Here is a 26,764-nt window from a genome sequence, read left to right as displayed (position 1 = left end):
TCTAAGGCATCCCGGACAGCTCAGGTACGGCCGATGCCCATGGATTAAAGGATTCAGCAGCATAGCGAGCGCCGCCGGTCTAGAGCAATGATGAAATCCCGATCGGCGCCGAATGACCCTCCGCGATTTAGCGAATCGCCCTACAGCAAGCGCCACCCTTTCCCGACTTCTTTCCTCGCCGATCCCCCGCAGAGTTTCGCGCTCCACATTCCGCCAAGCGAAAGACAGCAGATGTTCGATCCCCAAGAGGTATTGGCATGCCCCGCCAGCGGTCCCCTGATACTTTGCCCCGGCAGGCATGAACGCCACGAGGACGTCTCCAGACAGGCGAAAAACCCCAATGGTGTCAGTATCGACACCGCCGAGCGAACCGCCACCCACAACGGCCCGGTGTCGATGGTTACCGGTGAAGAACTGCTGACCCTGACCGATGGCACCCTCGACGGAATCCTGCCTTTCGACTTCACCCGCCTCTATCGCACCAGTGCCGTCGAAATCGACAGCGGTCTCGGTTTTGGCTGGAGCCATTCGCTGTCCCAGCACCTGGAACTCCACAGCGAGCGGGTGCTGTGGATCGACCCCGAAAACCGCCGCACGCCCTTTCCACGGCCGACGGCGGTGCGCCCGGTGATCCACAACAGCCTGTCGCGGGCGGCGATTTACCTCGGCGAAGAGCCGGACGAACTGATCCTCGCCCTGGCCGGCCACCGCGCGCGGTTCTACCACTTTCATGACGGCCGGCTCAGCACGATCAGCGATGCCTACGGCAATCGCCTGACGGTGCAGCGGGACCGCTGTGATCGGATCCAACGCCTGGACAACGGCGCCGACCGCGCCTTATTGCTGCGTTACGACGTCAAGCACCTGGTGGCCGTCGACTATCAGGTGTTTCAGCGCGGCGACTGCGAGGCAAACACCTGGCGCACCGAACAGACACTGGTCAGCTACCGCTACGACGCCCGCCGACGCTTGATCGAGGCAACCAACGCCGCAGGTGAAAGCGAGCGCTATGACTACGACGAGCGGCACGTCATCCTGCAACGGCAACTGGCCGGCGGCGCGAGTTTCTTCTGGGCGTGGGAACGCTCTGGCAAGGCAGCCCGCTGCATCCATCATTGGGCCTCGTTTTCGCAAATGGAGGCACGTTACGCCTGGGACGATAAAGGCTGTGTGACAGTGAACAACGCCGACGGTAGCGAAGAGGTTTACGTTCATGACAACCGCGCACGCCTGGTACGCCAGGTCGGGACCGACGGCGGTGAGTTGCACAAGGCCTACGACGATCAGGGTCGCCTGATCGCCGAGCAGGACGCCCTCGGCGCCGTCACCGAATACCATTATGACGAAGCCGGCCGGTTGATCGCGCGGCGTGCGCCCGATGAGGCGCCCATGACCTGCAACTATCGGCACGGTTTCCTGCGCACCCTCACCCGTGGTCAGGCGACCTGGACCTGTCAGCGCAATGCCCAGGGCGACATCACTGCTGTTTCCGATCCCGACGGGCAGATCACCCGCTATTTCTACGACCCCAAGGGGCGCTTGCTGACAATCCGATTCCCCGATCAGAGCGGTCACCGGTTTGTCTGGAACGCCTTGGGGCAACTGTTGGAGGAGACCTTGCCGGACGGTGCCCAGCGCGCTTTTTCCTACGATGTGCTGGGCCGGCGGATTACCCGGCAGGACGAACACTGTGCCGTCACCGGCTATGAGTGGGACGCCGTGGGTCGACTGACCAGGATCACGCTGCCCACCGGTGCCTGCCGTGCCTATCGCTACAACGCCTACGGCCAGGTCACCGCCGAAACCGACGAACTGGGACGGGTAACCCGTTTCGAATACGCCGACGACCTGCACTTGGTCAGCCGTCGGATCAACCCCGACGGCAGCACGCTGAAGTACGGCTACGATCATGCGCAACTGTTGCTCACCGAGATCGAAAACGAGGTCGGCGACACCTATCGGCTGGACTACACGCCTGGCGGATTGATCCGACAGGAAACCGGCTTTGATGGCCGTCGTACCACCTATGCGTATGACGGTAATGGTCAGTTGCTGAAAAAAACCGAGTTCGGCGACGACGGTTCGCAACTCGTCACACAATACCAACGCGACAGCGCCGGGCGCTTGTTGCTCAAGACCCTTCCCGACGGAATCAAAGTCGAGTACCACTACGACAACTCAGGGCGACTGGTTCGCGTCGATGACGGTCAGGGCCATCCGCTGGCGTTCGAATACGACCGCCAGGGCCGGCTGATCACCGAACATCAGGGCTGGGGCACCCTGCGTTACGGCTACAATGCCTGCGGTCGGCTCAAGCGGCTGCACCTTCCGGACAACAGTGTCCTTGTCTACCACCATGCCAAGGGGGGCGCCCTCACTGCCATCGATCTCAATGGCACGCGCCTGACCTGCCACCGTTTTGTCGGCGGGCGCGAACGGCAACGCCAACAGGGCCTGCTGCTCAGCGATTACGCCTACGACGAGCAAGGCCGCTTGCAGGTCCATTGCGTCAGCCAAAAGCAACGAACGCTGTATCGCCGCGAGTATGCCTACAGCGCCAAGGGCAATCTCCTGCAGATTGCCGACAGCCGTCACGGCCAACGCCACTATCAATACGATGCGTTCGACCGCCTGACCGGCGTACGCCACGACCGCGATCCGTTCGCGGAGAGCTTCACCCATGATCCGGCCGGCAATCTGCTGATCCGTGGCCGTCCAGGCCCGCTCGTGCTCCAGGGCAACCGTCTGCACCGCCATTGCAACAGCCACTACGACTACGACGCCTTCGGCAACCTGATCCGCGAACGCCGCGGCATGCCGCCCCAAGTCACCCAATACACCTATGACAGCCAGCACCGCCTGATCAGCGTCAGCACCCCGGACGGTAAAAGTGTCAGCTACCGCTACGACGCCTTCGGTCGGCGCATCCGCAAAACCGTCGACAGCCAGACCACGCAGTTTTTCTGGCAAGGCGACCAACTCATCGCCGAAAGCGCTCCCGAGCACTACCGCAGCTACGTTTACGAGCCCGGCAGCTTCCGCCCGCTGGCGCTGCTTGACGGAAAAGGCCCGGCAGACGCCCGCCCGCTCTACTACCAACTCGACCACCTCGGTACCCCGCAGGAACTGACCAACTACGGCGGCGCTATCGTCTGGTCGGCCAAATACACCGCCCACGGCAAACTTCGTGAAGTGAGCCAGGGCGACGGCGAACGACTCAAACAGCCTCTACGGTTTCAGGGACAATACTTCGACGCCGAGAGCGGCCTGCACTACAACCGTCATCGCTACTACCATCCCGACATTGGTCGTTATCTGACGCTGGATCCGGTCATGCTGGCCGGTGGGTTGAACCCGTATCGGTACACCCGGAACCCGACGGGGTGGGTGGCTCCATTGGGATTGGGCGGGAATTGCCCGCAGGAGAACAAGCCGGGATGCTCGGTGCCGTATGAGCAAGGAAAGGCAAGGGTTGATGAGGGAGAGCCTGATGCGCCCTCTCCAAAACCGTCGAATAAATACGGGTATTGCGGAGACTCACTAGCGCCCCGGGGAATTTTCTAACCGGATTCCCCCCTCGGACCAAAGCTTTAAAGAAGCAATCGAGACCCGGGGTGCTTCACTGTCGCTTTGTAATAGCTGGCTCACCCGTGCCATCGTCCCGATCTTCTGGATTGGCCTCTATATCATCGTCGTCGCTCGGAACCTGCTCCACACCTGCATCATCATCGTCCGGTGGTCGTTGGTCGCGGCTCAAGGAATCGGTAGGCGACGGCAGCGGATACTCCGGTGTTTCATCAACGTCGGGGACCTTCCGATCAGTGTTCATATCGCACCTCTCGTGTGACCTGAAGTGCAGGCCACGACCTAGCGAGGATCGGGCGATGGACGCGTTCGATCAGCTGGACAACCGGTCAATCCGACAGCACGATTCGATCAGTCCTCGTCCTCTTCCTCATCCTCAAACTCGATATTCCCCACATCGCCCGCATCATCAGCATCGTTAAGCGGCACCGTCGCATCGTCCATCAGCGATCCCGGATCTTCATTGCCGGGATCGTTTATAGATGGCTGTGCGCTCGGACCCTTTTCTTCCTTGCCTTCGCTTTTCGCAGTCATGGGATGCCTCGCTCAACTAGTGATGCTTATTGTGGTGCTTGTTGTGGTGCTTGTTCGAATGTTTATGTCCGCCACCGGAATGGGAGTGGCCGCTATCACTCCCCAGATCATTGCCGACCGCACCACCGGCTGCACCGCCAAGACCGGCACCGATGGCCGATCCGGTCGAACCGCCAAGACTGTTGCCGATCACTGATCCACCCGCCGCGCCCAAACCACCGCCTACCGCCGCTTCGGTGCGACTGCGCTTTGGCGCGGCAATGGCACTACCGGCCGCGCCGCCGACTCCGGCACCGACGGCCGCACCCGTGCTACCACCCACCTGGCCACCGACAACATTGCCCAGCACCCCACCAAGACCACCGCCCACTGCGGCATCTCCATTACCTCCCGCCAGCGCCACCTGAGAAACCAACAATCCAAAAACAATCGCAGGCAACATCAATCGCCGAGCACTCTGGCTTACGGTTTTTTTGTCGTTGGTTTTCGGGTTCATGGCACGCCTCACATTCTTCAAGGGAGTATGGAAGATTTGAGCCATTGCGGCGTAAAACGTTCATAAATGAAAAAGCCCGGCATCAAGCCGGGCTCTTTTCAAATCTGGATCAGGATCAGTGACGCTTGTGACCATTGGCCAGGTTGCTGCCCACGCCGCCGCCCAATGCACCGCCCAGGCCCGCACCGATGGTGGCACCGGACTTGCCGCCGAGGCTATTGCCGATCACCGAACCACCGGCCGCGCCGACACCGCCACCGATAGCAGCGCTGGTGCGATGACCTTTTTTGGCGGCAACTGCGCTGCCTGCCGCGCCAGCGACGCCCGCACCAATCGCGGCGCCAGTGCTGCCGCCCATCTTCTGGCCGACGACGTTACCCAATGCGCCGCCCAAGCCACCGCCCAGCGCGGCAGTGCCGTCACCAGCCATTGCACCTTGAGCAACCAGAAGCCCCAGAACCAGAGCGGGCAGTGTTAAACGCATGACAAAAACCTCAAAAATAGGGGGTACACAAAAGGGGGCGAGATTGAATGCTTTTGCGCGGATAAAGTCCAGCACACCGGTCCAACTTCGCGATTGGCGAGGGTTGGACAGCGTTTACCGAAAAGGTTTTATCGCGGACAAAAAAAAGCCCGCTGGGGAAACGGGCCAGGTGTTGCTTTCTAACGGATGAGTCGAGATTACGGAGGGTGTTGTGAAAAGTTCGTGAAAGATCCCCCCCTTCAAAAAAATTGTCATAAAACTTTTCGAGCATGAAAAACCCCGCTCTATGACGGGGTCTACCTGACGTTCGATTACTTCCTGACCGGCGCTGTCACCTTGGGTAAAAATTTGCCCTTCAGTACCCGGCACGCCCTGGTCTTGATCTTGTCGACCTCAGTCTGGTCCTCGCCGAAACTGGCCACATACTGGGTCTGACCACACCGCACGGAGTTGTTGATCGGAAACTCTGCGCCATCGTCCTCGATATACGGATCAACCATCTCTCCACCCTTTTCAAAAAGCGCGATCGACAGCGGCAAGCCCTTTGCCTGAAGGAATATCGATCGCCAAGGTTTTTGAGACTAGACGGTCACTAACGGACCTGCCGTTCGGATTTCCCCGTGACCGACGAATGGCTTCTCACCTTTTACCTCAACTTGACCGCAGTCCCGGTCACAAACACCACGACCATCCCTCCCTTTCCGGCCGGCATGCTGATCTCATAATCAAGCCCGACCACCGCGTCCGCCTGAAGCGCCAGCGCCCGCTCCTTGATCTCATCGGTGGCCTGAATGCGTGCTTCCTTCAACGCTCGCTCCAGTGTCTGGGAACGCCCGCCGAAAAAGTCGCGCATCCCGGCAAACACGTCGCGGACAACGTTGATCCCTTGCACCGACTCGGCGCTGACGATGTCCAGGTAGGCGGTAATTTGCCGGCCTTCGATGGACTGGGTCGTGGTGATGATCATGGGTGTTCCTTCCTGTTCAGATAGTCAGCCAACGCGTCAAACGCCGGCAAAGTGACGGGATCATTGGCCGAGTTGCTGGCCACCGGATGGGATGCGTAGCGGACGATGACCATCTCGGCCTTCGGGTCGACATAAATGCGCTGCCCATGGACCCCACGCGCCATGAATGCCCCTCCTTCCTTGCTCGTCACCCACCACATCGACCGGTAACTCCAGTCTTTGAGCAATGTGTAACCCGCCTTGGCGAAAGCCTGCTTATCGCCGCCGCCACGGATATCGTCGATCACTGCCTCTGGCACTATCTGGTGGCCGTTGAACCGACCGCCGTTACGCAGCATCTCGCCAAAACGCGCCAGATCCCGCAACCCCGTATTCAGGCCACCACCGGCGAACGGCGTGCCGATGGAGTCCACTGTGAAATAGCCGTCCTGCTCGGCACCCAACCGGCTCCAGATGTTCTCCGACAGCAGTTGCGCAACATTGCGGCCGGTGGCGCGGGCAATGACCCAGCCCAACACGTCGGTGTTGACGGTTTTGTAGGCAAACGCTTTGCCGTGCTCGCCTTGCGGTTGCACCGTCTGCAAAAACTCGTAGTAACTGCGCGGTCCCTCATAACCCTTGGGTTTGGGCAACGGGTTGCCTGCCCGGGCATGGGCCCAGACTTCGGCATCCGGGTCCGCGTAGTCCTCGCTGTATTTGAGGCCCGTGGTCATGTCGAGCACCTGCCGTACCGTGGCGCTGCCAAACGCAGAATCCGCCAGTTCCGGTACATATTCGGCAACCCGCTTGTCAGCATCGATGCGCCCCTGCGCCACCAACATGGCACCCAGCGTGCCGACCAGGGACTTGGTCACTGACATTGCGGCGTGCTGGCCGTCCGGCTTCAACACGCCGAAGTAACGTTCGTAGACAACTTTCCCGCGGTGCATCACCACAATGCCATCGGTGTACGTGGCCGCGAGGGATTGCTCCCACGTCATCGGCGCCTTGGCGCCAAGCGGGACAAAACTGATCCCGTCGATATCTTTGCGTAGCACTGTCTCCAGAGGAACCGGAGCACCCAGGCCGCGTGAAACGTTGATCGTCGGCATCAGTTGCCGGAAATTCGAAACACTCCAGCGCATTGCCGGGAACTGGAAATAGCTGCCGTCTTCAAAGCGCACGGTGCGATCAGCGGAGGGTGGCGAACCGACCATCCAGCCAAGTTTGGCCGGGTCACTGGCTTGGGCGTCGGGAAAAGTCGCAGGGGCGGATGCGAGGGCCAGTGATGACGTGGCAACTATCGACACAGCCGCGATGAGCCTGGCTGCGCCGCGAAAACTGGCGCGAGGATAGAGCATGATGTCGATTCCGTTCGAAGAGTTTGAGCAGTCTACAGCCGGATCGGCTTATTCACTGCTTAAGCATGCGCCTCGCGATCAAGAACATCAGCAACCCACTGATTGATACTTTTGTGGGCTAACTGAGCTTTCACAGCTACCGTCGCGTGAAGGGCTGGGGCCAGGCGCAGACTGAGATGGCCTGAATAGGGCTTCTGTGGGGTGCGGCCGAGTTTGGCGCAAGTCTCCAGATAATCGGTGACGGCCTCTTCGAATGCGGTGCGAAGTTCTTTGACTGACTCGCCGTGAAACCCGACAACATCCTTGATGCCCGCAATGTGGCCGACGAACAGGCCGTCTTCGTCGCTGTACTCGATTCGGGCTGAGTAGCCGTTGTAGTTCATTACGTTCACGGGGTAACTCCTGCTTGCTCAAGGAAAGCCCGGGCGTCACGCACCTGGTAGGGCTTGGCTTCTTTGTCGGGGTGGGGCCGATGAAAAGTGGCCACCACGCCATTCAGTTCAAAACGTACTCGCGATCCATTGCCTTCGATGGTTCTTGCCCCTGCAGCGCCGAACAAAGATTCGATGCGTGACCACTCCATGATGGCCGGGGCTGGTCTTGAAAATACGGTTTTGAGGGTGCTGAGCTGTTTATTATTCATGGTATTATATCATGATACCGCACAGGGTTTAGCAACCGCGAATGACATCGCTGATGCGTGGGAGAAACCTCTAACGCGTGCTTAAAAAAACGCCGCTTATCCAGAACAGGAAAGCGGCGTTTTTCGTGTGGAACCGTTTGTTTTGCAAGGCAGGCAGGATATCGGGGTGACTCTCGCCGGGGTTGTAGGCAATTTCCGAGAGTTGCGTAAAGCCTTACGCTTGCTGCGTTTTTAGCTGGCCACTACCTTGCTGGTCTTAACCTGGGCGGGACACCCTTAAGTGGATCTGTATAGATACTCCCTAAGAAGACTGCATTTTTATAATCACTTCGCACGAAAGGAGACGGTTGACCGAAAGCAGGCATTAGCGAGATAGGTACTTGTCTGATGCTCTCACTCATATCGTGCGAGCTAGAACACCCCATAAATCATCTGCGTTCCCACTTTGTTCACATACGGCCCTTTTTCAGACGCCAAAAACCACAAACCCCCGACTTTCTCTAGGAAAATCAGGGGTTTGTGTTTGCAGAATGTGGCGGTGAAGGAGAGATTCGAACTCTCGATACAGTTTCCTGTATACACACTTTCCAGGCGTGCTCCTTAAGCCACTCGGACACTTCACCGTATCTCTTCAAACATGTTCTGTCTGTCGAGGCGCGCTAATGTAGTCGAAAGCTTTTCCGATGGCAAACATTTTTTTCAGAATTTTCATGCGGTTAACGCGATTCAGCGTTTCCGGTCGTTCCCGGCCATGGCAAACCGGCCAATCTCCGGCTTCGTGCCCTCTTCTATATAGAGGGGAATGCGCAGCAGGCACGGCGGGCTGCGCCTGACGGGCGGGCAAAGGGTGACTGGCGGGTCAGTCACGGCGCTTTACCTGGCTTGCGGCGGTGGGTAACGTCTGCCCAACTTTATTGAAAGGAATAGCGTCATGAGTGAGTTGATTTCCTACCATCTCGAAGACGGTATCGCGACCCTGACCCTGAGCAATGGCAAGGTCAATGCCATCTCCCCGGATGTGATTGCCGAGTTCAACGCTGCGCTGGATCGGGCAGTGGCTGATCGTGCGGTGGTGATCATTACCGGCCAGCCGGGCATTCTCTCTGGCGGTTATGACCTGAAGGTGATGACGGCCGGTCCTAGAGAGGCCGTGGCGCTGGTGACCGCCGGTTCGACCCTGGCCCGCCGCCTGCTGTCGCACCCCTTCCCGGTGATCGTGGCGTGCCCGGGGCACGCGGTGGCCAAGGGCGCGTTCCTGCTGTTGTCGGCTGACTATCGCATCGGCGTTGAAGGTGCGTTCAGCATTGGCCTGAACGAAGTGCAGATCGGCATGACCATGCACCACGCGGGCATCGAGATTGCCCGTGACCGCCTGAACAAAGTGGCGTTGCAGCGTTCGGTGGTCAACGGCGAGATGTTCAATCCACAAGGCGCCGTGGCGGCCGGCTTCCTCGATGTCGTGGTCTCGCCTGAAGAACTGCAAGGCGCGGCACTGGCGGCGGCTCGTCAGTTGAAGAAGATCAACATGACCGCGCACAAGAACACCAAATTGAAAGTGCGCAAAGCGCTGCTGGAGGTCCTGGACAACGCGATCATCCAGGATCAGGAGCATTTGGGCTAAGCCCGGATCTGCTGCAACGAAAAGCCCGACCGTCGTGTCGGGCTTTTTCATACATGTCTGTGTTAAACGTCTGTGACCGCTCTAGACCGCATCTGACCAAACAGTCGGAAACATCAGCTCAAACATCCTCCATCTCCCACTTCCCTGGGAGCAATTGCCGAAAACAGTGCACATCCGTACACTGCGCCACCTTTTGTCCCGGTGGGGCCTGTAAATGCTGTTTTTGTGCCGTATGTCATTGATGGGCCTGCACTTTATCGTGGCGGGTGTGCTGGGGGTGATGCTCGGCCTGTGCCGGCCGTTCAATCCGGACAACAGCCGCCTGTGCGCACGCCTGTACGCATGGCCGGCCATGTGCATTTTGCGTTTGCGAGTGAAGGCCGAAGTCGGGCCGTTGATGGATAAACCCGACAGCTGCGTGATCATCGCCAATCACCAGTCCAACTATGACCTGTTTGTGTTTGGCAACGTGGTGCCCCGTCGTACCGTGTGCATCGGCAAAAAGAGCCTGAAGTGGGTGCCGCTGTTCGGGCAGTTGTTCTGGCTGGCCGGCAATGTGCTGATCGACCGTGGCAATGCGCAAAAGGCACGCAAGTCGATGTTGACCACCACCCACACCCTGCAAAACAAAGACACCTCGATCTGGGTTTTCCCGGAAGGCACGCGCAACCTGGGTGAGGACTTGCTGCCCTTCAAGAAAGGCGCCTTTCAGATGGCGATTGCCGCCGGGGTGCCGATTGTCCCGGTGTGCGTCAGCAGTTACGTCAAACACATGCGGTTGAACCGCTGGCGCAGCGGGAAAATTCTGATTCGCTCGTTGCCGGCGATTCCCACCGCCGGATTGAGCCTGGACGACATGCCCCTGCTGATCGCCCAGTGCCGCGAGCAGATGCGTGAATGCATCGAATCGATGGACCGGCAACTGCAAGCTGCCTGAAAAAGAAACCCGCCTGGTGCGGGTTTTCTTTTGCCTGCGCGTCTTTGCCCAGAACTCGGCAGATTTAACTGACTCTCAAACACTGCAAGGCTAAGCTGATCCACACTGCCAATGCATTCGTTGCCAATTGAAAGCTGCCAAAAGAAGTGAACCACCATCATGGGTAGAGTTGTTGCTGCTGCGGTTTATAGCGCCGGTAAGAGAGTCACTGATATCAGCCTTGACGAAGGCGCAGCCTGGGCTGCAAAGCCCGGGCACTTTGTCTGGATCGGCCTCGAAGAGCCGAACGCCGAGGAGCTCTACAATCTGCAACGCCAGTTCAACCTGCACGAACTGGCCATCGAAGACGCCCTGGAAAAGCACAGCCGACCGAAGCTGGAAACCTTCGGCGATGCGCTGTTCATCGTGACGTATTCGCCCATCCGCCATGAGGGCAAACTCGAGTTCATCGAGACGCATATCTTTGCCGGCAATGGCTACATCATTACTGCGCGCAACGGTCACTCCGCGTCCTACGCCCATGTCCGACAGCGCTGTGAGGCGCGTCCGCTATTGCTTGAGCATGGGGAAGATTTCGTACTCTATGCCATCCTCGATTTCGTGATCGAAAACTACCAGCCGATGGGCGAAGCCATTCACGGGGAAATCGATGAGTTGGAGCGCAACGTGTTGTGCGGCTCGCTCAATGACTACGACATCCAGAAGCTACATGGCCTGCGTCGTGATGTTTTGCGCTTGCGTCGCTATGTGGCACCGATGATTGAGATCGGGGAGGAATTGCAGAGGCTGAGCTTCCCGTTCATCGACAAGAACATGCGCCCGTACTTTCGCGATGTGCAGATTCATGTAACGCGGCAGATGGAAGACCTGACGACGCTGGCGGATATTGCCAGCCAGACGATTGAGGTCGGGGTGCTGCTGGAGGCCTCACGCCAGAGCGTGGTGCAACGCAAGTTTGCGGCCTGGGCGGCGATCCTGGCCTTCCCGACGGCGGTGGCGGGGATCTACGGGATGAACTTCCAGAACATGCCGGAGCTGAGCTGGCACTACGGGTATTTCGGGGTGCTGGGGTTTATTACGGTGGGTTGTCTGGGGTTGTGGGCGAGCTTCAAGAAATCGGGGTGGCTGTAGGAGCGAGCCTGCTCGCGAAAAACCTGAGAGCACCGCGGGCTGTCAGGTTTGGCGCGTTATCGTTCACGACCATCGCAAGCAGGGCTCGCGCCTACAGGTTTTAAACAGCTGTTGGCTTGTGCGCGACAAACCGCATCATCCACTCGGCAACCGTGGTGCCGTGGTGTTCCTGTTCCAGGCTCGCGATACCTTTGGAGTAGACCTGCTCGCCCAGTGCCTGCTGGCGAATTTCCAGCAGGGCACGGGAGTAATCGTGGATGAACTCCGGATGCCCCTGGAAGCACAGCACCTGATCGTTGATGTGGTAGGCGGCAAACGGGCAGAAGTCGCTGGAAGCGATAACCGTGGCGTTCTCCGGCAGCGACGTGACCTGATCCTGGTGGCTGATCAGTAGCGTCAATTCTTCGCGCACCGGGTTCATCCACGGCGCCTTGGCGGCCAATTTGTAATTGTGGGTGCCGACGCCCCAGCCTTGGGTCGCACGCTCGCTCTTGCCACCGAGCAGCAACGCCAGCAACTGATGACCGAAGCAAACGCCCAGCAGCTTGTCGCCGCGCTCGTAGCGGGTCAGCAGATATTTCTTGAGGGTTTCGATCCACGGGTCGGTGCCGAAAGAGTCGGCCTTGCTGCCCGTCACCAGGTAGGCGTCGAACGTCAGGTCGTCGCTTGGGTACTCACCCTGCACCACGTTGTAGACCGTGAACTCGGCGGCAATCGGCTGCTGCGAAAACAGGTGTTTGAACATCTGCCCGTAGCCCTGATATTGGTCAACCAATTCCGGACGCAGGTGGTCGGTTTCCAGAATGCAGATGCGTAACGACATAAAAAATACCTGACACGTGATGGGAATAATGCACACCCCAGAGCCTGCCTTGAAACGCTGTGACAAGGCAAGCCCCGAAATGCATCATCTCCCCCTTAGAACGCCTCCCCTTTGGCGGCCTTCTCCAGCAGCAAGGCAGGAGGCGCGAACCGCTCGCCATACTGTGTGGCCAGATACTGGGCTCGGGCCACAAAGTCCTGCACGCCGTACTGGTTGATGAACTGCAGCGCACCGCCGGTCCAGGCGGCGAAACCGATGCCGAAGATCGAGCCAATGTTGGCATCCGCCGTCGAGGTCAACACCCCCTCCTCCACACAGCGCACGGTTTCGATGGCTTGCACGAACAGCAGGCGATCACGCACGTCCTTGGGCGAAATCTGCCCGTCGGCTTTCTCGAAGCGGGCTTTCAACTCAGGCCACAGGTGTTTCTGGCCGCCCGCCGGATACTCGTAGAAACCTCCACCGCCAGCCTTGCCCGGACGTTTGAACTCATTGAGCAACAAGTCAATCACGGTAAATGCCGGGTGTTCTGTCAGCGGCTTGCCTTCTGCTTGCAGGTCCTTGGCCGTTTGCAGGCGAATATGGTTCATCAGGCTGAGGGAAACTTCGTCAGAGATCGCCAGCGGTCCTATCGGCATGCCGGCCTTGCGCGCTTCAGTCTCGATCATCGCCGCGCTCACGCCCTCACCCAGCATGGCAATGCCTTCATTGGTGAAGGTGCCGAACACCCGCGACGTGAAGAAACCGCGGCTGTCATTGACCACAATCGGGGTTTTCTTGATTTGCAGGACGTAATCGAAGCCGCGGGCCAGGGTTTCATCGCTGGTGTTGGCGCCCTTGATGATTTCCACCAGCGGCATTTTTTCCACGGGGCTGAAAAAATGCAGGCCGATGAACTTGCTCTGATCGGGCACGGCACACGCCAGGCCGCTGATCGGCAAGGTCGAGGTGTTGGAGGCGATCACCGCGTCCGCGCCGACGACCTTCTGCGCCGCCAACGAGACTTTGGCCTTCAAATCCCGATCCTCGAACACGGCCTCGATGATCAGGTCGCAACCGGCCAGGTCGGCATCGCTTTCGCTGGTTTGAATGCGTGACAGAACGGTGTCGCGTTGCTCGATGCTTATTTGTCCGCGAGCAACCTTCTTGTCCAGCAGCGCCGCCGAATGCGCCTTGCCCTTCTGCGCCGCCGCGAGGTTGATGTCCTTGAGCACCACATCGATCCCCGCCGACGCACTGACAAACGCAATACCGGCGCCCATCATCCCGGCGCCGAGCACGCCGACCTTGCGGGTGACATAAGGTGCAAAGCCTTGAGGCCGCGAGCCGCCGGCATTGATTTCGTTGAGCTGGAACCAGAACGTGCCAATCAGGTTTTTCGAGACCTGGCCGGTGGTCAGTTCGGTGAAGTAGCGGGTTTCGATCAAGTGCGCCGTGTCGAAGTCCACCTGGGCGCCCTCGACCGCTGCGCAGAGGATTTTCTCTGGCGCGGGCATCGTGCCCTGGGTTTTACTGCGCAGGATCGACGGCGCAATCGCCAGCATCTGCGCAACTTTCGGGTTTGACGGTGTGCCGCCCGGAATCTGGTAGCCCTTCACGTCCCAGCGCTGCACCGCCGCTGGATTGGCCAGAATCCACGTCCGCGCCTTGGCCAACAAGTCTTCGTGATCGGTCGCCAGCGCGTCGATCAATCCTGCCTGCAATGCCTGTGGTGGCCGCACTTTCTTGCCTTCAAGCAAATAAGGCAGGGCTTTTTCCAGGCCGAGCATGCGCACCATGCGCACCACGCCTCCGCCGCCTGGCAGCAAGCCAAGGGTGACTTCCGGCAGGCCGAGTTGCACCGACGGATGGTCCAGCGCCACGCGGTGATGGCAGGCCAGGCAGATTTCCCAGCCGCCGCCCAGTGCGGCGCCATTGATCGCCGCGACCACAGGCTTGCCGAGGGTTTCCAGGGCGCGCAACTGGTCCTTGAGGCTCAGCACCATGTCGTAGAAGGCCTTGGCCTGGGGTTTGCCAACCTTGATCAGCTCGTTGAGATCGCCGCCAGCGAAAAATGTCTTCTTGGCCGAGGTGATAATCACACCGGCGATGCTGTCCTTGTCGGCCACCAGGCGCGCAACGCAGTCCGCCATGGCTTCGCGGTACACCGCGTTCATGGTGTTGGCGCTCTGGCCCGGCATGTCGATGGTCAGGACGACGATCTGGTCCTGGTCTTTTTCGTAACGAATGGCTTCGCTCATAACTGGGTTCCTTGATGTCCGGGCTCAGAGGCGTTCGATGATGGTGGCAATGCCCATGCCGCCGCCGACACACAGGGTCGCGAGGCCATAACGCAGGCGCCGGGCTTCCAGCTCATCGAGCAGGGTGCCGAGAATGGCGCAGCCAGTGGCGCCCAGCGGGTGGCCCATGGCGATTGAGCCGCCGTTGACATTGACCTTGTCCGGATCGACGGCCATGTCCTTGATGAATTTCAACACCACCGACGCGAACGCCTCGTTGACCTCGAACAGGTCGATGTCTTCGACCCGCAGCCCGGCCTTGGCCAACGCCTTGCGGGTCGCCGGCGCGGGGCCGGTGAGCATGATGGTCGGATCGGTGCTGGTGACCGCCGTGGCGACAATCCGCGCCCGTGGCTGCAAGCCCAGCGCCCGGCCCTTGGCTTCGGAGCCGATTAGCATCAGCGCCGCGCCGTCGACAATCCCGGAGCTGTTGCCGGGGGTGTGCACATGGTTGATCCGCTCGACATGGTTGTAGACCCGCAGCGCGGTGGCATCGAAACCCATCTGCCCCATCATCTCGAAACTCGGCTTGAGCTTGCCCAGGCCTTCCAGGGTCGAGTCGGCGCGGATGAACTCATCGTGATCGAGCAGGATGATGCCGTTCTGGTCCTGCACCGGCACCAGCGATTTGTTGAACGAGCCATCGGCCCGCGCTCGCGCGGCCTTTTGCTGGGAATGCAGGGCGTAGGTATCGACGTCCTGACGGCTGAAGCCTTCAAGGGTGGCGATCAGGTCGGCACCCACGCCCTGTGGCGTGAAGTGACTGTGCAGGTTGGTCGCCGGGTCCAGCGCCCAGGCCCCGCCATCGCTGCCCATCGGCACCCTGGACATCGACTCGACACCACCGACCACCACCAGGTCTTCGAAACCGGAACGCACTTTCATCGCGCCGAGGTTCACGGCCTCCAGCCCCGAAGCACAGAACCGGTTGATCTGTACTCCCGCCACGCTGACATCCCAATCGGCCACCTGAGCGGCAGTCTTGGCGATGTCGGAACCTTGATCACCAATCGGGGTTACGCAGCCAAGCACCACATCATCGACCTGGCTGGTGTCCAGCGCCGTGCGCTGTTGCAGTGCGGTGAGCAAACCAGCCACCAGGTTCACCGGTTTGACGCTGTGCAAGGCGCCATCGGCCTTGCCTTTGCCACGGGGCGTGCGTAACGCGTCGAAAATCAATGCTTGGGTCATGACGTCCTCGAACCGCAGTGCAGGTGGGTAAATACCGAGTGCCCACTCTTGGCCCGAGCCGCGTTTGATTCAATGACCGCAGCGCTCACAGACATTGACGCTCACGCTCAGACGAACGGTAGTCAGCTACCGTTCAGGACACCAAGCTGTCTAGCCAACGGGTGCCAAAGAAGCTGGCACTAGGCCTCATGCCATTTTTAACGCGAATTTGAAGAAAACCATACGAAATGGATCTAAGCCAAGTGTATCGCGGGCTCTAAGGTGAACATGTACGAAGTTGTCGTCGGGTTTTGCCGAGGCACTCGTCACTACAGGAAGTGCAACGCGCTGCCATCATGGATGCTATGCGGGCAGGCATCAGGAAATAACAAAAAAGGCGGTCAAGCCATGTTCAAACAATCGAAAGTACGTCAAGCCGGGCTCATCCTTTTCGCCACCACGCTGTTGTTGATATTGCCGAACCTGACCAAGGTCATCGGCTAGTCGCGTCTATAAAGCTACGGCGTCACAGTTTTTGAATTGCCACTCTCAAAATGTGACTGGCCCGCTACCCGGGCCAGCGTGGCTGTGCCAATCTTTGCGGCACTTGCACGACATGGACGGCGATCACTTGAAAATGCTCATTCTGCTCGGGGCCACGCTGTTCGGCTCGCCCCTGTATGCCGCACAGCTGAACCTGGAGCTGGGCGCGAACAGTCGCACCTGGCAGACCGAGCAATTGCTCAAGCATCCTCAGGTTCAAACCATCGACATCAGCAACGACGTTTCCTACAAGCGGGACATGAGCTACCGCGCCGTGCCGCTGTCCGCACTGCTGGACGGCATCAAGCCTGAAGACCACCTGCAAGCCGTTGCGCTGGATGGTTTTGCCGCCGAAATGACCGCCGCGCCGTTGCTCAATACCCAGGGTGCACAGGCGTGGCTGGCGATTGAAGACCCGAGCAAGCCCTGGCCACCGCTATCCGAAGGCAAGCCAGGCGCCGGGCCGTTCTATCTGGTCTGGAGCAATCCGCAGGCCGGCAACATCAGCCCAGAACAATGGCCATTCCAGGTGGCGAGCATCAAACGCCTGGCACCCGTGGCCGAGCGCTTTCCCGCACTGCTGCCCGATCCGGCATTGAAGGCGGATGATCCGGTGAACAAGGGATTTGCGTTGTTCCAGAAGAACTGCCTGGCCTGCCATCGACTCAATGGCGCCGGGGACGCGCAATTCGGGCCGGACCTGAATATTCCGTACAACCCGACCGAGTACTTCGGTGCGGACTTCCTCAAGCGCTACATCCGCGATCCACAGAGTTTGCGCCAGTGGCCGCAAGCGAAGATGCCCGGGTTCTCGGCCGAGGTGTTGCCGGACAGGGATCTGGGGATGTTGGTGGGGTATCTCAAGCATATGTCGGGCCGGAAGGTGAAGCCCTAAGTCTTGTGCTGCATGGACCGGCCTCTTCGCGAGCAAGCCCGCTCCCACATTTGATCTGCGGCGCACAGCAATTCCAATGTGGGAGCGGGCTTGCTCGCGAAGCGGTATCCCCGATTCTACTGCTGCTGCACTGAAATCACCGGCGCTGGCGTCGGTGACACCAGCACCTTGGCGTGCATCTGCTCACACCCGCCGCCCCGGCGCATCCCGCGCACCGGGCAGGCATCCAGGTAATCCAGGCCCACCGCCAGTTTCAGATGGCGTTCCGGCCGGGCCAGCTCATTGGTCACGTCGAAGCTGTACCAGGCGTCATCCAGCCAGGCTTCGGCCCAGGCGTGGCTGGCCAGGTGTTCGCTGTTTTCGCTGTACAGATAGCCCGACACATAACGCGCTGGAATGCCCAGGCTGCGGGTGCAGGCGAGAAACGCGTGGGTGTGGTCTTGGCACACGCCGGACCGTCCGGCAAAGGCCTGGGCCGCGCTGGTGTCCACTTCCGTGGAGCCCGGTGTGTAGGTCATATGCTGGTTGAGGCCATGCATCAGATCGATCAGCGCCGTGCGATCGCGGCGTTGCCTGCATTCCTTCTCGGCGAACGCACGCAGGGCGGCGTCGGCTTCGGTCAAACGGGTGAAGCGCAGAAACGGCAGTGCCGACTGGCTCTCGTGTTCGGCCTCACGCAATTCGTCGATATCGACCTGGCCACGGGCACCGATGATGATCGCCTCATGGGGCTCGTCCATGGTCAGCACATGCAGGATGTTGCCGAACGGATCGAGTTGCGCCCGCACCGGACGTGGTAGGTCGAGCTGCCAGCTGAGCACGTGCTGGCGCTCGCTGTCGTGGGGGGTCAGGCGCAGATACTGGATGCTCGCCCGCACCTTGTCTTCGTAGTGATAGGTGGTTTCGTGGCTAATGGAAAGTCTCATGCGGCCTCCAGATAAGAACTGTGAATCGCGTTACCCAACTGGCGCACCAGCGGGATGAACTCGGTCAGCCAGGCGTGCAGGCCTTCTTCGAGAATTTCATGGATGCCGGTGTAGCGCAGGCGTGCGTCCATTTCTGCCGCCAGGCGTTGTGCCGGGCGACCGTTGGCCCCCGGCAATTGCGAGAGAATCTGGTCGATTTCTTCGGTGCAGGCGCGCAGGGATCGCGGCACATCGGCCCGCAGCAACAGCAACTCCGCCACATGCCTGGCGCCGGGGGCGTCGCGGTAGATTTCCGTGTAGGCCTCGAACGACGACAATGCCCGCAACAACGCGCTCCACTGGTAATACGCGTGAGCGGTGCCATCGCTGACCGCTTCGGCCTGATCGCCGGCCATTTCGTAGCGGGCATCGAGCAGGCGCAAGGTGTTGTCCGCCCGTTCGATAAAGGTCCCCAGACGAATGAAGCGAAACGCATCGTTACGCATGATGGTGCCGTAGGACGCACCCCGGAACAGGTGGGAACGTTCCTTGATCCACTCGCAGAAACGGCTCATGCCGTAGCGACTGAGGCCCTGTTCGGCGATGCCGCGAATTTCCAGCCAGGTGGCGTTGATGTTTTCCCACATGTCGGCGGTGATGCGCCCACGCACCGCATGGGCGCTGGCCCGTGCCGCACCGAGACAGCTGTAGATGCTCGCCGGGTTGGCCGCATCCAGGGCGAAGAAATGCAGCAGCCGTTCGGCATGCAGTTCGCCATGGCGCTCCAGGTAATCGTCCAGGGTGCCGGTGATCAACAGCGGCATGGCCAGTTCGTGCAAACCGTCGCCACGACCGTCCTGCGGCATCAGCGACAGCGAATAGCTGATGTCGAGCATCCGGGCGAGGTTTTCCGCCCGCTCCAGGTAACGCGACATCCAATACAAATCCGAGGCAGTTCTACTTAACATGACAGGCTTCCTTTAATCCTCGACCACCCAGGTGTCCTTGGTTCCACCGCCCTGGGAGGAATTGACCACCAGGGAGCCTTCGCGCAGGGCGACGCGGGTCAAGCCGCCGGGCACGACCCGGGTTTCACGACCCGACAGGACAAACGGCCGCAAGTCGATATGACGTGGCGCAATGCCGTTTTCGACAAAGGTCGGACAGGTCGACAGCGACAGCGTCGGTTGCGCGATATACGCATGGGGCTTGGCGATGATCCGCGCACGGAAGGCTTCGATTTCCGCCGCCGTCGCCGCCGGCCCCACCAGCATTCCGTACCCGCCGGAGCCTTGGGTTTCCTTGACCACCAGTTCTGGAAGATTGGCCAGCACATGGGAAAGCTCAGACGGATTACGGCATTGCCAGGTCGGCACGTTCTTCAGGATCGGCTCTTCGTCGAGGTAGAAACGGATCATGTCGGTAACGAACGGATACACAGACTTGTCGTCCGCCACCCCCGTGCCGATGGCATTGGCCAGCACCACGTTGCCGGAACGGTAGGACGACAGCAGCCCCGGCACGCCGAGCATCGATTCCGGGTTGAAGGCCAGGGGATCGAGGAAGGCGTCGTCGAGGCGACGATAAATCACGTCGACCGCTTTCGGCCCGTCGGTGGTGCGCATGTAGACCTTGTCGTCACGCACGAACAGGTCCGCGCCCTCCACCAGTTCCACGCCCATTTCCCGCGCCAGGAACGCATGTTCGAAGAACGCACTGTTGAAGCGCCCCGGCGTCAGCACCACCACGCTCGGGTTATCGATGGGGCTTGAACTTTTCAGGGTGTCGAGCAACAAGTTCGGGTAGTGGTCGATGGGGGCAATGCGTTGCGCCGCGAACAGCTCGGGAAACAGGCGCATCATCATCTTGCGGTCTTCGAGCATGTAGCTGACACCGCTCGGCGTACGCAGATTGTCTTCGAGCACGTAGTAGGTGCCGTCGCCGTCGCGCACCAGGTCGACGCCGGAGATGTGCGAATAGATATCGCGGTGCAGGTCCAGGCCCTGCATCGCCAACTGGTACTGCTCGTTGGCCAGCACCTGCTCGGCCGGAATGATGCCGGCCTTGATGATGCGCTGCTCGTGGTAAAGGTCGGCGAGGAACATGTTCAACGCCTTGACCCGCTGGATGCAGCCGCGTTCGACAATCCGCCATTCGCTGGCGGGGATGCTGCGTGGAATGGTGTCGAAGGGGATCAGGCGCTCTGTGCCCTGCTCGTCCCCGTAGAGCGTGAAGGTAATCCCGGCGCGATGAAACAACAGATCGGCCTCGCGTCGCCGTTGTGCCAGAAGCTCGTCAGGCGTCTCGGCCAGCCAACGGGCAAACTCCCGATAATGCGGGCGGACCAGGCCGCCGGCATCGTACATCTCATCAAAATAGGTGCGGATCATGCCGTACTCCTTGTCACTCGGACGTCCAGACCTTCGCAAGGCCCGTGCCATCGGCATAAACGCTTAAATTTCAATCGGTTGGATAATCAACGCGCACGTACCGCACCAATCCTGTGCGGTAAATGCCCCAACCTGATCGCCCCCGCTTCATTGCAAGGCGTGGTGGTCGCCTATCACCAGCATAGTCAGAGTTGATTTCACTGCCCGGCAATGGGTACGGATAATCCAGGCATTCGCTGAAAAGCTCACCGGACTTCCCTTTTAGCCGCCTGCCCTGGCGGCTTTTTTTTGGTGTCCAACGCCCACAAATGAAAACGGCCAACCCGAAGGTCAGCCGTGATTGCTGATTGTCACTGTTCATAAGGTTATGCGAGTCGCCCTCGTACCTCCTGTTTCACACCCCAGCCTTCGATGATGCCGCCCAGAGGCTCGACCACTGCTTCGAAACCCTGTTCGAAGTCGCCGATATCATCGTAGGTGGCATACATGACCTTGCACAGCTCCAGCGCCCAGGCGCCGTCGTCGCGCACACTGACTTGCGCATCCAGGGATTCACCACGGTGGAAATGACCTGCCGCCCTGCGTGCCCGCTCCTCATCCGGGAAAATGGCGTAGAACTCGATGGGATGAAACCGTGAAAAGTCAAAACCGCCTTCTTTCATGCGGCGCAGCACGCTGCTGCTGATGTCTTCTTGATAGGCTGTGCTCATGAAACGTCCTCCTCAAAACGATGGATAGACTTTCCGTACTCCCTCACCCGCAACCGAACAGCGCGAGCGACGGCAACCGATGTGCCGGCGGGAAACAAGCATGGAGCTACAAGACCAGACCTTAGCGATTCATTCGCTGATCTCGCTTGCAGAGTAGCCTCAAGACAGAGCCCGTGCCAAGGCCTGGATGTGAATGCGACAGGTGTTGTTCAGATTGGAGTAATGTCGAGGATTTGAATGCTGTTCTGGGACTTGAGCTCTTTGACGCTCGCGTCACTGGTCCGCCCTTCCAGATCGTTCAGATCCAGTTCGGCGGCGACAGGAAGAAGCCGGGCCTTGATGAGCTTGGCAGCACGCTCGTAGTCCGGGCGCTCGGTGCACTCAAAGACTTCGTTGATGGTTTCGCCATGATCATCCACGAAAGTGACCTTCCACTTTTGCATTGGTGCCTCCTCGATAAAACCCATGGATGGGCTTACCTCTATCTCGACCTTGTTAGCTGGCTAATTGTTCCGGTGGATCTGCACCCATCGCAAATCTCTGTAGGAGCGAGCCTGCTCACGAAAAACTTGAGAACGCCGCGTTAAATCAGACATCCCGCGTCATCGTTCACGTCCATCGCGAGCAGGCTCGCTCCTACAGGTCTGCGTTTCAATCCATCAGTCGTTACTTGGCTTGTTCACTGCCTGCAACACGTATTGCGGCAAGGCGAAGGCGCCGATGTGGATTTCAGGATTGTAGTAGCGGGTGATGATGCCGCTGCCCGCGAAGCGTTGTTGCAGGGTTTCGCGGGACAACTTGCGATAAGCGGTATTGGTGGCGCCCCAGGCGAAGGTCATCGAACCACCGATGTAGGTCGGTACGGCGGCCTGATAGAAGTGCCAGTCCGGGAACAGGCTGCGCAGGCGACCGGCGGTGGTCTTCACTTCTTCGATCTGCATGAACGGCGTGCCGTTCTGGGTCACCAGGATGCCGCCTTCGTTCAGGCAGCGGTGGCAAGCCTGGTAGAAGTTTTCCGAGAACAGCACTTCACCCGGTCCGATCGGATCGGTGGAGTCGGAAATGATCACGTCGAACTTTTCAGTGGTGGTGGCGACGAAACGCATGCCGTCGTCGATCACCAGGTTCAGGCGTGGATCATCGAATGCACCCTTGGAGTGATTCGGCAGGAATTCCTTGCACATGTCGACCACGGTGCCGTCGATCTCGACCATGGTGATGTGCTCGACGCTGCGATGCTTGGCCACTTCACGCAACATGCCGCCGTCACCGCCGCCGATGATCAGCACGCGCTTGGCAGCACCGTGCGCCAGGATCGGCACGTGGGTGAGCATTTCGTGGTAGATGAATTCGTCGGCTTCGGTGGTCTGGATCACGCCGTCCAGCGCCATCACCCGGCCCATGCGCGGGTTCTCGAAGATCACCAGGTGCTGGTGCTCGGTGCGCACTTCGTGCAGCAGTTTTTCCATGCGAAAACGCTGGCCGTAGCCTTCATAGAGGGTTTCCAGGTAGTCGCTGGCGGGGATGTTGCTCATGGGAAGTGCTCCGATGAATGCGGGTGGCAACGGACGGTTACCCGCCCATGATGGCCAATCGAGCGTCTCGATTGGCCGGGAAAGGCGCGCATTCTACGTCGCGGAACATGACAGGTCGAATGTGGGAGCGGGCTTGCTCGCGAAGGCGTAGTGTCAGTCGCTATAAATGTTGACTGACTCACCGCTTTCGCGAGCAAGCCCGCTCCCACAGGTTCAGTGTCGACGCTCAGAGTTTGACGTTGCCCCGCGGCCCGGCAATGGCCCAGATGATCAGTCCCAGTACCGGCAACAGCGCGATCAGCAGTACCCAGAGGATTTTCATCCCGGTCCCGACACTACTTTTGAAGACGTTGATGATGGCCCAGATGTCCAGGACAAAAATGATCAAGGCAACCAGGCTGTTGAACGTAGAACCCATGGTGACGCTCCCGAAAAGTGATATGCCCCCTCAGGATAGACGGTCGTCGCGAGGATTCCTTTTTATTGACAGTGTCTGGATCAGACGTGGATCGCCACTTTCAGGGCTTCCAGGGATGGCGCGGCTGTAATGCCCACTTCGGTGCACAATTCCAGCACCCGTGGCACGTCGTTGCCGTAGACCAGGACCACCTGCAACTCGTCATCGAGCAACTGGCTGAAGTTCATCAGCGTGTAGCCACCGTTTTCCTTGTTCATGCTGCTCATCTGCACCTGGATGCGGTTGAGCGCGGTCAGGGCTTCGGTCCTGGCCAGTTGCTTGGGCTTGAGATTGAACTCCACACCCGGGCCGAACGAGGCGACGATCTGCGCGAACAGGTCCATGTATGTGTCAGCCTGGAACAGCACCGTTTCCGGCAGGCTGCCGACCACCACCCACTCACCCAGCGGGATCGGGAAGGTTTCGTCGTAGTTGATGTCCGGATTGGCCGTCAGAAAAGCCTCGGGATCGGCGTAGGCCTGGGCCGCTTCGTCCGCGACCTTGAGGATTTCGTCTTCGCCCATGCACCCGGAGCTGATTTTGCTGATGAGTTCGACGAGTGCGGCTTTCATGGGGAGGATCCTGTAGCGAGGTGAATTTTGAGGGCGCGAAGGATAGCGCATTAATGAGGGAAGTGCGGACCTGTGGCGAGGGGGCTTGCCCCCGTTGGGTCGCGAAGCGGCCCCAAAACATTCAATTGGGGTGTATCAGAAAGACCGCACATGCTGATTCTACGACTGCTTCGCAGCCGAACGGGGGCAAGCCCCCTCGCCACAATTGGGATTAACAGCCTCAAGTCATTCGATATCAGCCAATCAGCTTCTCAAGTTGCGCAACAGTATCGGAAGCCCCCATGGTCCTGGCAGCCTCCAGCGCGGTGATGCCATTGGCGTCCTTGGCTTTCGGGTCGGCGCCCTTGCTGATCAGGTAATCGACCACTTCGACGCGGTTGAACATCGCCGCCATCATCAGCGCCGTGCGACCATCGAAGGACGAGCCTTCAACCTGGGCGCCACCATCGACCAAGGCCTTGATCACCGCCAGGTCGCCCTTGAAGGCGGCACCGGCAATCGGGCTCTGGCCGTTGTCGTTGCGGATCTCCGGGTCGGCCTTGTGCTCCAGCAGGACTTTTACCGTGTCCACATGCCCGTGATACGCGGCCAGCATCAGCAAGGTATCGCCCTTGTGGTTACGCAGGTTTGGCGGCAAACCCTTGGTCAGCAGCGCGGCCATCATCGCCGCATCGCCCTCCCGTGCCTTGTTGAATACCTGTTCGGTAAATTCGGCGGCTTCTTCGGGGGTCATCTGGCGGCTTTTGTCTGACATTGGGCACTCCCTTTTCTGTCATTCGTAAAAGCCGACAGTTTCCCGAGCGCCCCCGGCACTGTCACTTGTTTTTTCTCATGGGCCGCCATAGTCAGATTCAATAGCGGTACTTGCCGCCGTGAATGTCGGACAACAACTGCTCCGTGACCTGTACATAAGTCTGTGTCCCCGGCAGCCAGGCATAGATCGGGTCATCGCCGGTTTTACCCGGGTCGAAGGCCTCATCCTTGAGTCGGGTCTTCTGATATTTGAACGTCCCGGTGGTTTCCATTTTCACTTTCACCCGCAGGAACAACGGCACCGCATAGGCCGGCATCTGCTCGCGGGCGAAGGCCAGCAGCTCACTGAAGTCCAGGGTTGCCAGGGATTCGGCGGGAGTGATCGCCGCCATCCCGGCCCGGCCATTGGTGTTGCGGATTTCCACGCCATAGGCCACGGCTTCGGAAATAAGCGGGTGTTGCAGGAGGATGTTTTCGACCTCCGTGGTCGAAACGTTTTCGCCCTTCCAGCGGTAGGTGTCGCCCAGGCGGTCGACAAACTGCGCATGCCCAAAGCCGATGTTGCGCAACAGGTCGCCGGTGTTGAAGTAGCGGTCTCCCTTTTCGAACACATCTTCAAGCACGACCTTGGCGGTTTTCTGCGGATCGGTGTAACCGTCCAGGGGGGCCTTGTCGTCGATTTTTGCCAGCAACAACCCCTGCTCACCCTTGGCGACCTTGCGCATCAGGCCATTGGCCTGTCGAATCGGCGCGCCACTGTCATGGTCGTACGCGACCAACTCCCAGGACATCAGGGAAAAACCGATGGTGTTGTCGAAATTGAGAATGTTGGTGAAACCGATATTGCCGTCGCTGGCAGCGTACAGCTCGCAGATGTGATTCACCGCAAAGCGGGTCTTGAACTCGCTCCAGGCGCCGGGGCGCAAGCCGTTGCCGATCATTTTCTTCACATCGTGCCGGCTGTCCTCGGAGCTGGGCGGTTGATCGACCAGGTAGCGGCACAGTTCGCCGACATAACCGATGGTGGTCGCCCGGTACTTGCGCGCATCGTTCCAGAACTGACTGGCGCTGAATTTGCGGCGGATGGCGAACCCGCTGGCCCCACTGACGGCCGAACCCCAGCACACGCAAAGGCCCGTGGCGTGGTACAGCGGCAAGGTGCAATAGACGACATCCTCGGGGCGCATGTCCAGGGCGATCATGCCGAAGCTCGCAGAGCTGCGCATCCAGCGACCGTGCTTGAACACGCCGGCCTTGGGCAGCCCCGTGGTGCCCGAGGTGTAGATATAAAAGCAGGGATCGTCGAAGAAAATCTGCTGGCTGCTGGCCGGGTTGTCGCTGGCGTCGTCGAGGCTGACGGTCATCAGGTTGATGAAACCTTCAGGTGCGATACCGGGTTGTCGAGAGGTGTCCTGATCGGCAACGAACCAGGTTCGCGCAGCCTTGATCGACACCCGCTCACGCACCGCCAGGTACGCCGGGACCAACTCCTCACCGACAATGATCGCCACCGGCGCCACCAGGTTCACACTGTGCACCAGGGTGTCGCGGGTTTGCGAGGTATTGAGCAGCGCACTGATCGCGCCGACCTTGGCCACCGCCAGAATCGTCACCAGCAATTCCGGGCGGTTCTCGATGAAGACCGCCACCACATCACCCTTGCCGATGCCTTGGCCGATCAGGTGATGGGCGATGCGATTGGCCCATTGGTTGACCTCGGAGTAACTGAGCGTTACGTCGCCTTGCAACAGCGCCGGGCCATCCGGGTTGCGCAACGTGGCTTGCTCGAAACTCCAGCCCAAACCACACGCCTGGGTCGGGTCCTTGACGTTGGCGGCCTTCATGCCCCTCACCACCCGGGGGATGGCCTTGGCGATGGAAGGCAGCTTGCGGAGCATCATGCTCCAGGTAATCGTGTCGTTCGACGTGCGACTCATGATGCTCCCGTTCGATCTTTTTATTGTCGGGCTGCGATGACTGAGCCCGAAAATACG

27 protein-coding genes and 1 tRNA gene are annotated in these 26,764 nt (G+C 59.6%); 5 read left to right on the top strand and 23 right to left on the bottom strand.

From position 1 onward, the window contains the following. Window positions 1–396 precede the first annotated feature (396 nt). Window positions 397–3,564 carry an RHS repeat-associated core domain-containing protein gene (locus KGB29_RS00285; protein WP_411736801.1) on the top strand — a complete coding sequence of 1,056 codons (3,168 nt, stop codon included), beginning with the start codon at window positions 397–399 and terminating at the stop codon, window positions 3,562–3,564. Window positions 3,565–3,619: 55 nt separating this feature from the next. Here the strand turns inward: KGB29_RS00285 and KGB29_RS00280 are convergent, their stop codons facing one another. The 10 genes from KGB29_RS00280 to KGB29_RS00235 form a co-directional block, all read right to left on the bottom strand. Beyond that, window positions 3,620–3,829, bottom strand: a complete 210-nt coding sequence (locus KGB29_RS00280; protein WP_150812362.1) for a hypothetical protein — start codon at window positions 3,827–3,829, stop codon at window positions 3,620–3,622. Window positions 3,830–3,936: 107 nt separating this feature from the next. Continuing rightward, window positions 3,937–4,119 carry a hypothetical protein gene (locus tag KGB29_RS00275; RefSeq protein ID WP_150812361.1) on the bottom strand — a complete coding sequence of 61 codons (183 nt, stop codon included), beginning with the start codon at window positions 4,117–4,119 and terminating at the stop codon, window positions 3,937–3,939. Between the two features lie 16 nt (window positions 4,120–4,135). Further along, complete coding sequence (locus KGB29_RS00270; protein WP_150812360.1) at window positions 4,136–4,615, bottom strand: YMGG-like glycine zipper-containing protein; 480 nt, start codon at window positions 4,613–4,615, stop codon at window positions 4,136–4,138. A gap of 115 nt (window positions 4,616–4,730) precedes the next feature. Beyond that, entirely contained in the window at window positions 4,731–5,099 is a 369-nt protein-coding gene (locus KGB29_RS00265; RefSeq protein ID WP_007988063.1) for a hypothetical protein, read from the bottom strand. 311 nt (window positions 5,100–5,410) lie between these two features. Continuing rightward, on the bottom strand, window positions 5,411–5,599 hold the full coding sequence (locus KGB29_RS00260) for a hypothetical protein (RefSeq protein ID WP_057716647.1): 189 nt from the start codon (window positions 5,597–5,599) through the stop codon (window positions 5,411–5,413). A gap of 146 nt (window positions 5,600–5,745) precedes the next feature. Further along, the gene (locus KGB29_RS00255; RefSeq protein ID WP_090454008.1) at window positions 5,746–6,066 is read right to left on the bottom strand and encodes a YbjQ family protein; all 321 of its coding nucleotides are present in this window, start codon (window positions 6,064–6,066) and stop codon (window positions 5,746–5,748) included. After that, window positions 6,063–7,406, bottom strand: a complete 1,344-nt coding sequence (locus KGB29_RS00250; RefSeq protein WP_154860697.1) for a serine hydrolase domain-containing protein — start codon at window positions 7,404–7,406, stop codon at window positions 6,063–6,065. Before KGB29_RS00250 ends, KGB29_RS00255 begins: the two co-directional genes overlap by 4 nt. A 59-nt stretch (window positions 7,407–7,465) precedes the next feature. Beyond that, a complete protein-coding gene (locus KGB29_RS00245; RefSeq protein WP_150812359.1) occupies window positions 7,466–7,798 on the bottom strand; it encodes a type II toxin-antitoxin system HicB family antitoxin in 333 nt (110 codons plus the stop codon). Next, window positions 7,795–8,049, bottom strand: coding sequence for a type II toxin-antitoxin system HicA family toxin (locus KGB29_RS00240; protein ID WP_154860698.1), 255 nt, complete (start codon window positions 8,047–8,049; stop codon window positions 7,795–7,797). The genes KGB29_RS00245 and KGB29_RS00240 overlap by 4 nt, the downstream gene beginning before the upstream one ends. Before the next feature lie 533 nt (window positions 8,050–8,582). Continuing rightward, window positions 8,583–8,672: transfer RNA gene (locus KGB29_RS00235), tRNA-Ser, on the bottom strand. A 308-nt stretch (window positions 8,673–8,980) separates the two neighbouring features. Here KGB29_RS00235 and KGB29_RS00230 point away from each other — a divergent pair. The 3 genes from KGB29_RS00230 (at window position 8,981) to KGB29_RS00220 (ending at window position 11,738) form a co-directional block, all read left to right on the top strand. Next, a complete protein-coding gene (locus KGB29_RS00230) occupies window positions 8,981–9,670 on the top strand; it encodes a crotonase/enoyl-CoA hydratase family protein (protein ID WP_154860699.1) in 690 nt (229 codons plus the stop codon). Between the two features lie 214 nt (window positions 9,671–9,884). Then, entirely contained in the window at window positions 9,885–10,607 is a 723-nt protein-coding gene (locus tag KGB29_RS00225; protein WP_057715729.1) for a lysophospholipid acyltransferase family protein, read from the top strand. A 159-nt stretch (window positions 10,608–10,766) separates the two neighbouring features. Next, window positions 10,767–11,738 (top strand): magnesium and cobalt transport protein CorA, encoded by a 972-nt coding sequence (locus KGB29_RS00220; protein ID WP_154860700.1) that lies wholly within the window; start codon window positions 10,767–10,769, stop codon window positions 11,736–11,738. Between the two features lie 100 nt (window positions 11,739–11,838). Here KGB29_RS00220 and KGB29_RS00210 read toward each other — a convergent pair whose 3' ends face one another. The 3 genes from KGB29_RS00210 to KGB29_RS00200 all read right to left on the bottom strand — a co-directional run bounded on the left by KGB29_RS00210 (window position 11,839) and on the right by KGB29_RS00200 (window position 16,031). After that, window positions 11,839–12,561: an amidotransferase gene (locus tag KGB29_RS00210; protein ID WP_057715731.1), complete on the bottom strand. Its 723-nt coding sequence runs from the start codon at window positions 12,559–12,561 to the stop codon at window positions 11,839–11,841. Between the two features lie 95 nt (window positions 12,562–12,656). Next, a complete protein-coding gene (locus tag KGB29_RS00205) occupies window positions 12,657–14,801 on the bottom strand; it encodes a 3-hydroxyacyl-CoA dehydrogenase NAD-binding domain-containing protein (protein WP_154860701.1) in 2,145 nt (714 codons plus the stop codon). Between the two features lie 24 nt (window positions 14,802–14,825). After that, window positions 14,826–16,031: an acetyl-CoA C-acetyltransferase gene (locus KGB29_RS00200; RefSeq protein WP_154860702.1), complete on the bottom strand. Its 1,206-nt coding sequence runs from the start codon at window positions 16,029–16,031 to the stop codon at window positions 14,826–14,828. Window positions 16,032–16,626: 595 nt separating this feature from the next. On the opposite strand from KGB29_RS00200, the gene KGB29_RS00195 reads away from it, so the two are divergent. Continuing rightward, window positions 16,627–17,448, top strand: coding sequence for a c-type cytochrome (locus KGB29_RS00195; RefSeq protein ID WP_154860703.1), 822 nt, complete (start codon window positions 16,627–16,629; stop codon window positions 17,446–17,448). 116 nt (window positions 17,449–17,564) lie between these two features. Here KGB29_RS00195 and KGB29_RS00190 read toward each other — a convergent pair whose 3' ends face one another. The 10 genes from KGB29_RS00190 to KGB29_RS00145 all read right to left on the bottom strand — a co-directional run bounded on the left by KGB29_RS00190 (window position 17,565) and on the right by KGB29_RS00145 (window position 26,707). Next, window positions 17,565–18,374, bottom strand: a complete 810-nt coding sequence (locus KGB29_RS00190) for a transglutaminase N-terminal domain-containing protein (protein ID WP_057715735.1) — start codon at window positions 18,372–18,374, stop codon at window positions 17,565–17,567. Then, on the bottom strand, window positions 18,371–19,321 hold the full coding sequence (locus KGB29_RS00185; RefSeq protein ID WP_057715736.1) for an alpha-E domain-containing protein: 951 nt from the start codon (window positions 19,319–19,321) through the stop codon (window positions 18,371–18,373). Before KGB29_RS00185 ends, KGB29_RS00190 begins: the two co-directional genes overlap by 4 nt. A 12-nt stretch (window positions 19,322–19,333) precedes the next feature. Beyond that, on the bottom strand, window positions 19,334–20,743 hold the full coding sequence (locus KGB29_RS00180; protein WP_046042936.1) for a circularly permuted type 2 ATP-grasp protein: 1,410 nt from the start codon (window positions 20,741–20,743) through the stop codon (window positions 19,334–19,336). Window positions 20,744–21,108: 365 nt separating this feature from the next. Further along, window positions 21,109–21,453, bottom strand: a complete 345-nt coding sequence (locus KGB29_RS00175; protein WP_007971898.1) for a ribonuclease E inhibitor RraB — start codon at window positions 21,451–21,453, stop codon at window positions 21,109–21,111. Window positions 21,454–21,662: 209 nt separating this feature from the next. Continuing rightward, window positions 21,663–21,896 (bottom strand): hypothetical protein, encoded by a 234-nt coding sequence (locus KGB29_RS00170; protein ID WP_150812355.1) that lies wholly within the window; start codon window positions 21,894–21,896, stop codon window positions 21,663–21,665. A 216-nt stretch (window positions 21,897–22,112) separates the two neighbouring features. Then, window positions 22,113–22,988, bottom strand: a complete 876-nt coding sequence (gene speE / locus KGB29_RS00165) for a polyamine aminopropyltransferase (protein WP_057715739.1) — start codon at window positions 22,986–22,988, stop codon at window positions 22,113–22,115. A 226-nt stretch (window positions 22,989–23,214) separates the two neighbouring features. Beyond that, the gene (locus KGB29_RS00160; protein WP_090453997.1) at window positions 23,215–23,406 is read right to left on the bottom strand and encodes a PLDc N-terminal domain-containing protein; all 192 of its coding nucleotides are present in this window, start codon (window positions 23,404–23,406) and stop codon (window positions 23,215–23,217) included. Window positions 23,407–23,486: 80 nt separating this feature from the next. Then, complete coding sequence (locus tag KGB29_RS00155) at window positions 23,487–24,017, bottom strand: hypothetical protein (RefSeq protein WP_090453995.1); 531 nt, start codon at window positions 24,015–24,017, stop codon at window positions 23,487–23,489. A gap of 235 nt (window positions 24,018–24,252) precedes the next feature. Further along, window positions 24,253–24,771: an ankyrin repeat domain-containing protein gene (locus tag KGB29_RS00150; RefSeq protein WP_057715742.1), complete on the bottom strand. Its 519-nt coding sequence runs from the start codon at window positions 24,769–24,771 to the stop codon at window positions 24,253–24,255. 97 nt (window positions 24,772–24,868) lie between these two features. Next, window positions 24,869–26,707: a long-chain-acyl-CoA synthetase gene (locus KGB29_RS00145; protein WP_154860705.1), complete on the bottom strand. Its 1,839-nt coding sequence runs from the start codon at window positions 26,705–26,707 to the stop codon at window positions 24,869–24,871. Between the last annotated feature and the right edge of the window lie 57 nt (window positions 26,708–26,764).

The sequence above is a fragment of the Pseudomonas sp. BF-B-30 genome (assembly GCF_019956305.1).
Taxonomy (GTDB): Bacteria; Pseudomonadota; Gammaproteobacteria; order Pseudomonadales; family Pseudomonadaceae; genus Aquipseudomonas; species Aquipseudomonas jessenii.
Note: the sequence above shows the minus strand (reverse complement) of the source record. Positions and strands in the feature narration are given on the sequence as shown.

Excerpts from the sequence above, each read along its gene's own strand:
- KGB29_RS00285 (WP_411736801.1), top strand. The coding sequence starts at position 397 with ATGGTTACCGGTGAAGAACTGCTGACCCTGACCGATGGCACCCTCGAC.
- KGB29_RS00280 (WP_150812362.1), bottom strand. The coding sequence starts at position 3,829 with ATGAACACTGATCGGAAGGTCCCCGACGTTGATGAAACACCGGAGTAT.
- KGB29_RS00275 (WP_150812361.1), bottom strand. The coding sequence starts at position 4,119 with ATGACTGCGAAAAGCGAAGGCAAGGAAGAAAAGGGTCCGAGCGCACAG.
- KGB29_RS00270 (WP_150812360.1), bottom strand. The coding sequence starts at position 4,615 with ATGAACCCGAAAACCAACGACAAAAAAACCGTAAGCCAGAGTGCTCGG.
- KGB29_RS00265 (WP_007988063.1), bottom strand. The coding sequence starts at position 5,099 with ATGCGTTTAACACTGCCCGCTCTGGTTCTGGGGCTTCTGGTTGCTCAA.
- KGB29_RS00260 (WP_057716647.1), bottom strand. The coding sequence starts at position 5,599 with ATGGTTGATCCGTATATCGAGGACGATGGCGCAGAGTTTCCGATCAAC.
- KGB29_RS00255 (WP_090454008.1), bottom strand. The coding sequence starts at position 6,066 with ATGATCATCACCACGACCCAGTCCATCGAAGGCCGGCAAATTACCGCC.
- KGB29_RS00250 (WP_154860697.1), bottom strand. The coding sequence starts at position 7,406 with ATGCTCTATCCTCGCGCCAGTTTTCGCGGCGCAGCCAGGCTCATCGCG.
- KGB29_RS00240 (WP_154860698.1), bottom strand. The coding sequence starts at position 8,049 with ATGAATAATAAACAGCTCAGCACCCTCAAAACCGTATTTTCAAGACCA.
- KGB29_RS00230 (WP_154860699.1), top strand. The coding sequence starts at position 8,981 with ATGAGTGAGTTGATTTCCTACCATCTCGAAGACGGTATCGCGACCCTG.
- KGB29_RS00225 (WP_057715729.1), top strand. The coding sequence starts at position 9,885 with ATGCTGTTTTTGTGCCGTATGTCATTGATGGGCCTGCACTTTATCGTG.
- KGB29_RS00220 (WP_154860700.1), top strand. The coding sequence starts at position 10,767 with ATGGGTAGAGTTGTTGCTGCTGCGGTTTATAGCGCCGGTAAGAGAGTC.
- KGB29_RS00210 (WP_057715731.1), bottom strand. The coding sequence starts at position 12,561 with ATGTCGTTACGCATCTGCATTCTGGAAACCGACCACCTGCGTCCGGAA.
- KGB29_RS00205 (WP_154860701.1), bottom strand. The coding sequence starts at position 14,801 with ATGAGCGAAGCCATTCGTTACGAAAAAGACCAGGACCAGATCGTCGTC.
- KGB29_RS00200 (WP_154860702.1), bottom strand. The coding sequence starts at position 16,031 with ATGACCCAAGCATTGATTTTCGACGCGTTACGCACGCCCCGTGGCAAA.
- KGB29_RS00195 (WP_154860703.1), top strand. The coding sequence starts at position 16,627 with ATGGACGGCGATCACTTGAAAATGCTCATTCTGCTCGGGGCCACGCTG.
- KGB29_RS00190 (WP_057715735.1), bottom strand. The coding sequence starts at position 18,374 with ATGAGACTTTCCATTAGCCACGAAACCACCTATCACTACGAAGACAAG.
- KGB29_RS00185 (WP_057715736.1), bottom strand. The coding sequence starts at position 19,321 with ATGTTAAGTAGAACTGCCTCGGATTTGTATTGGATGTCGCGTTACCTG.
- KGB29_RS00180 (WP_046042936.1), bottom strand. The coding sequence starts at position 20,743 with ATGATCCGCACCTATTTTGATGAGATGTACGATGCCGGCGGCCTGGTC.
- KGB29_RS00175 (WP_007971898.1), bottom strand. The coding sequence starts at position 21,453 with ATGAGCACAGCCTATCAAGAAGACATCAGCAGCAGCGTGCTGCGCCGC.
- KGB29_RS00170 (WP_150812355.1), bottom strand. The coding sequence starts at position 21,896 with ATGCAAAAGTGGAAGGTCACTTTCGTGGATGATCATGGCGAAACCATC.
- speE (WP_057715739.1), bottom strand. The coding sequence starts at position 22,988 with ATGAGCAACATCCCCGCCAGCGACTACCTGGAAACCCTCTATGAAGGC.
- KGB29_RS00160 (WP_090453997.1), bottom strand. The coding sequence starts at position 23,406 with ATGGGTTCTACGTTCAACAGCCTGGTTGCCTTGATCATTTTTGTCCTG.
- KGB29_RS00155 (WP_090453995.1), bottom strand. The coding sequence starts at position 24,017 with ATGAAAGCCGCACTCGTCGAACTCATCAGCAAAATCAGCTCCGGGTGC.
- KGB29_RS00150 (WP_057715742.1), bottom strand. The coding sequence starts at position 24,771 with ATGTCAGACAAAAGCCGCCAGATGACCCCCGAAGAAGCCGCCGAATTT.
- KGB29_RS00145 (WP_154860705.1), bottom strand. The coding sequence starts at position 26,707 with ATGAGTCGCACGTCGAACGACACGATTACCTGGAGCATGATGCTCCGC.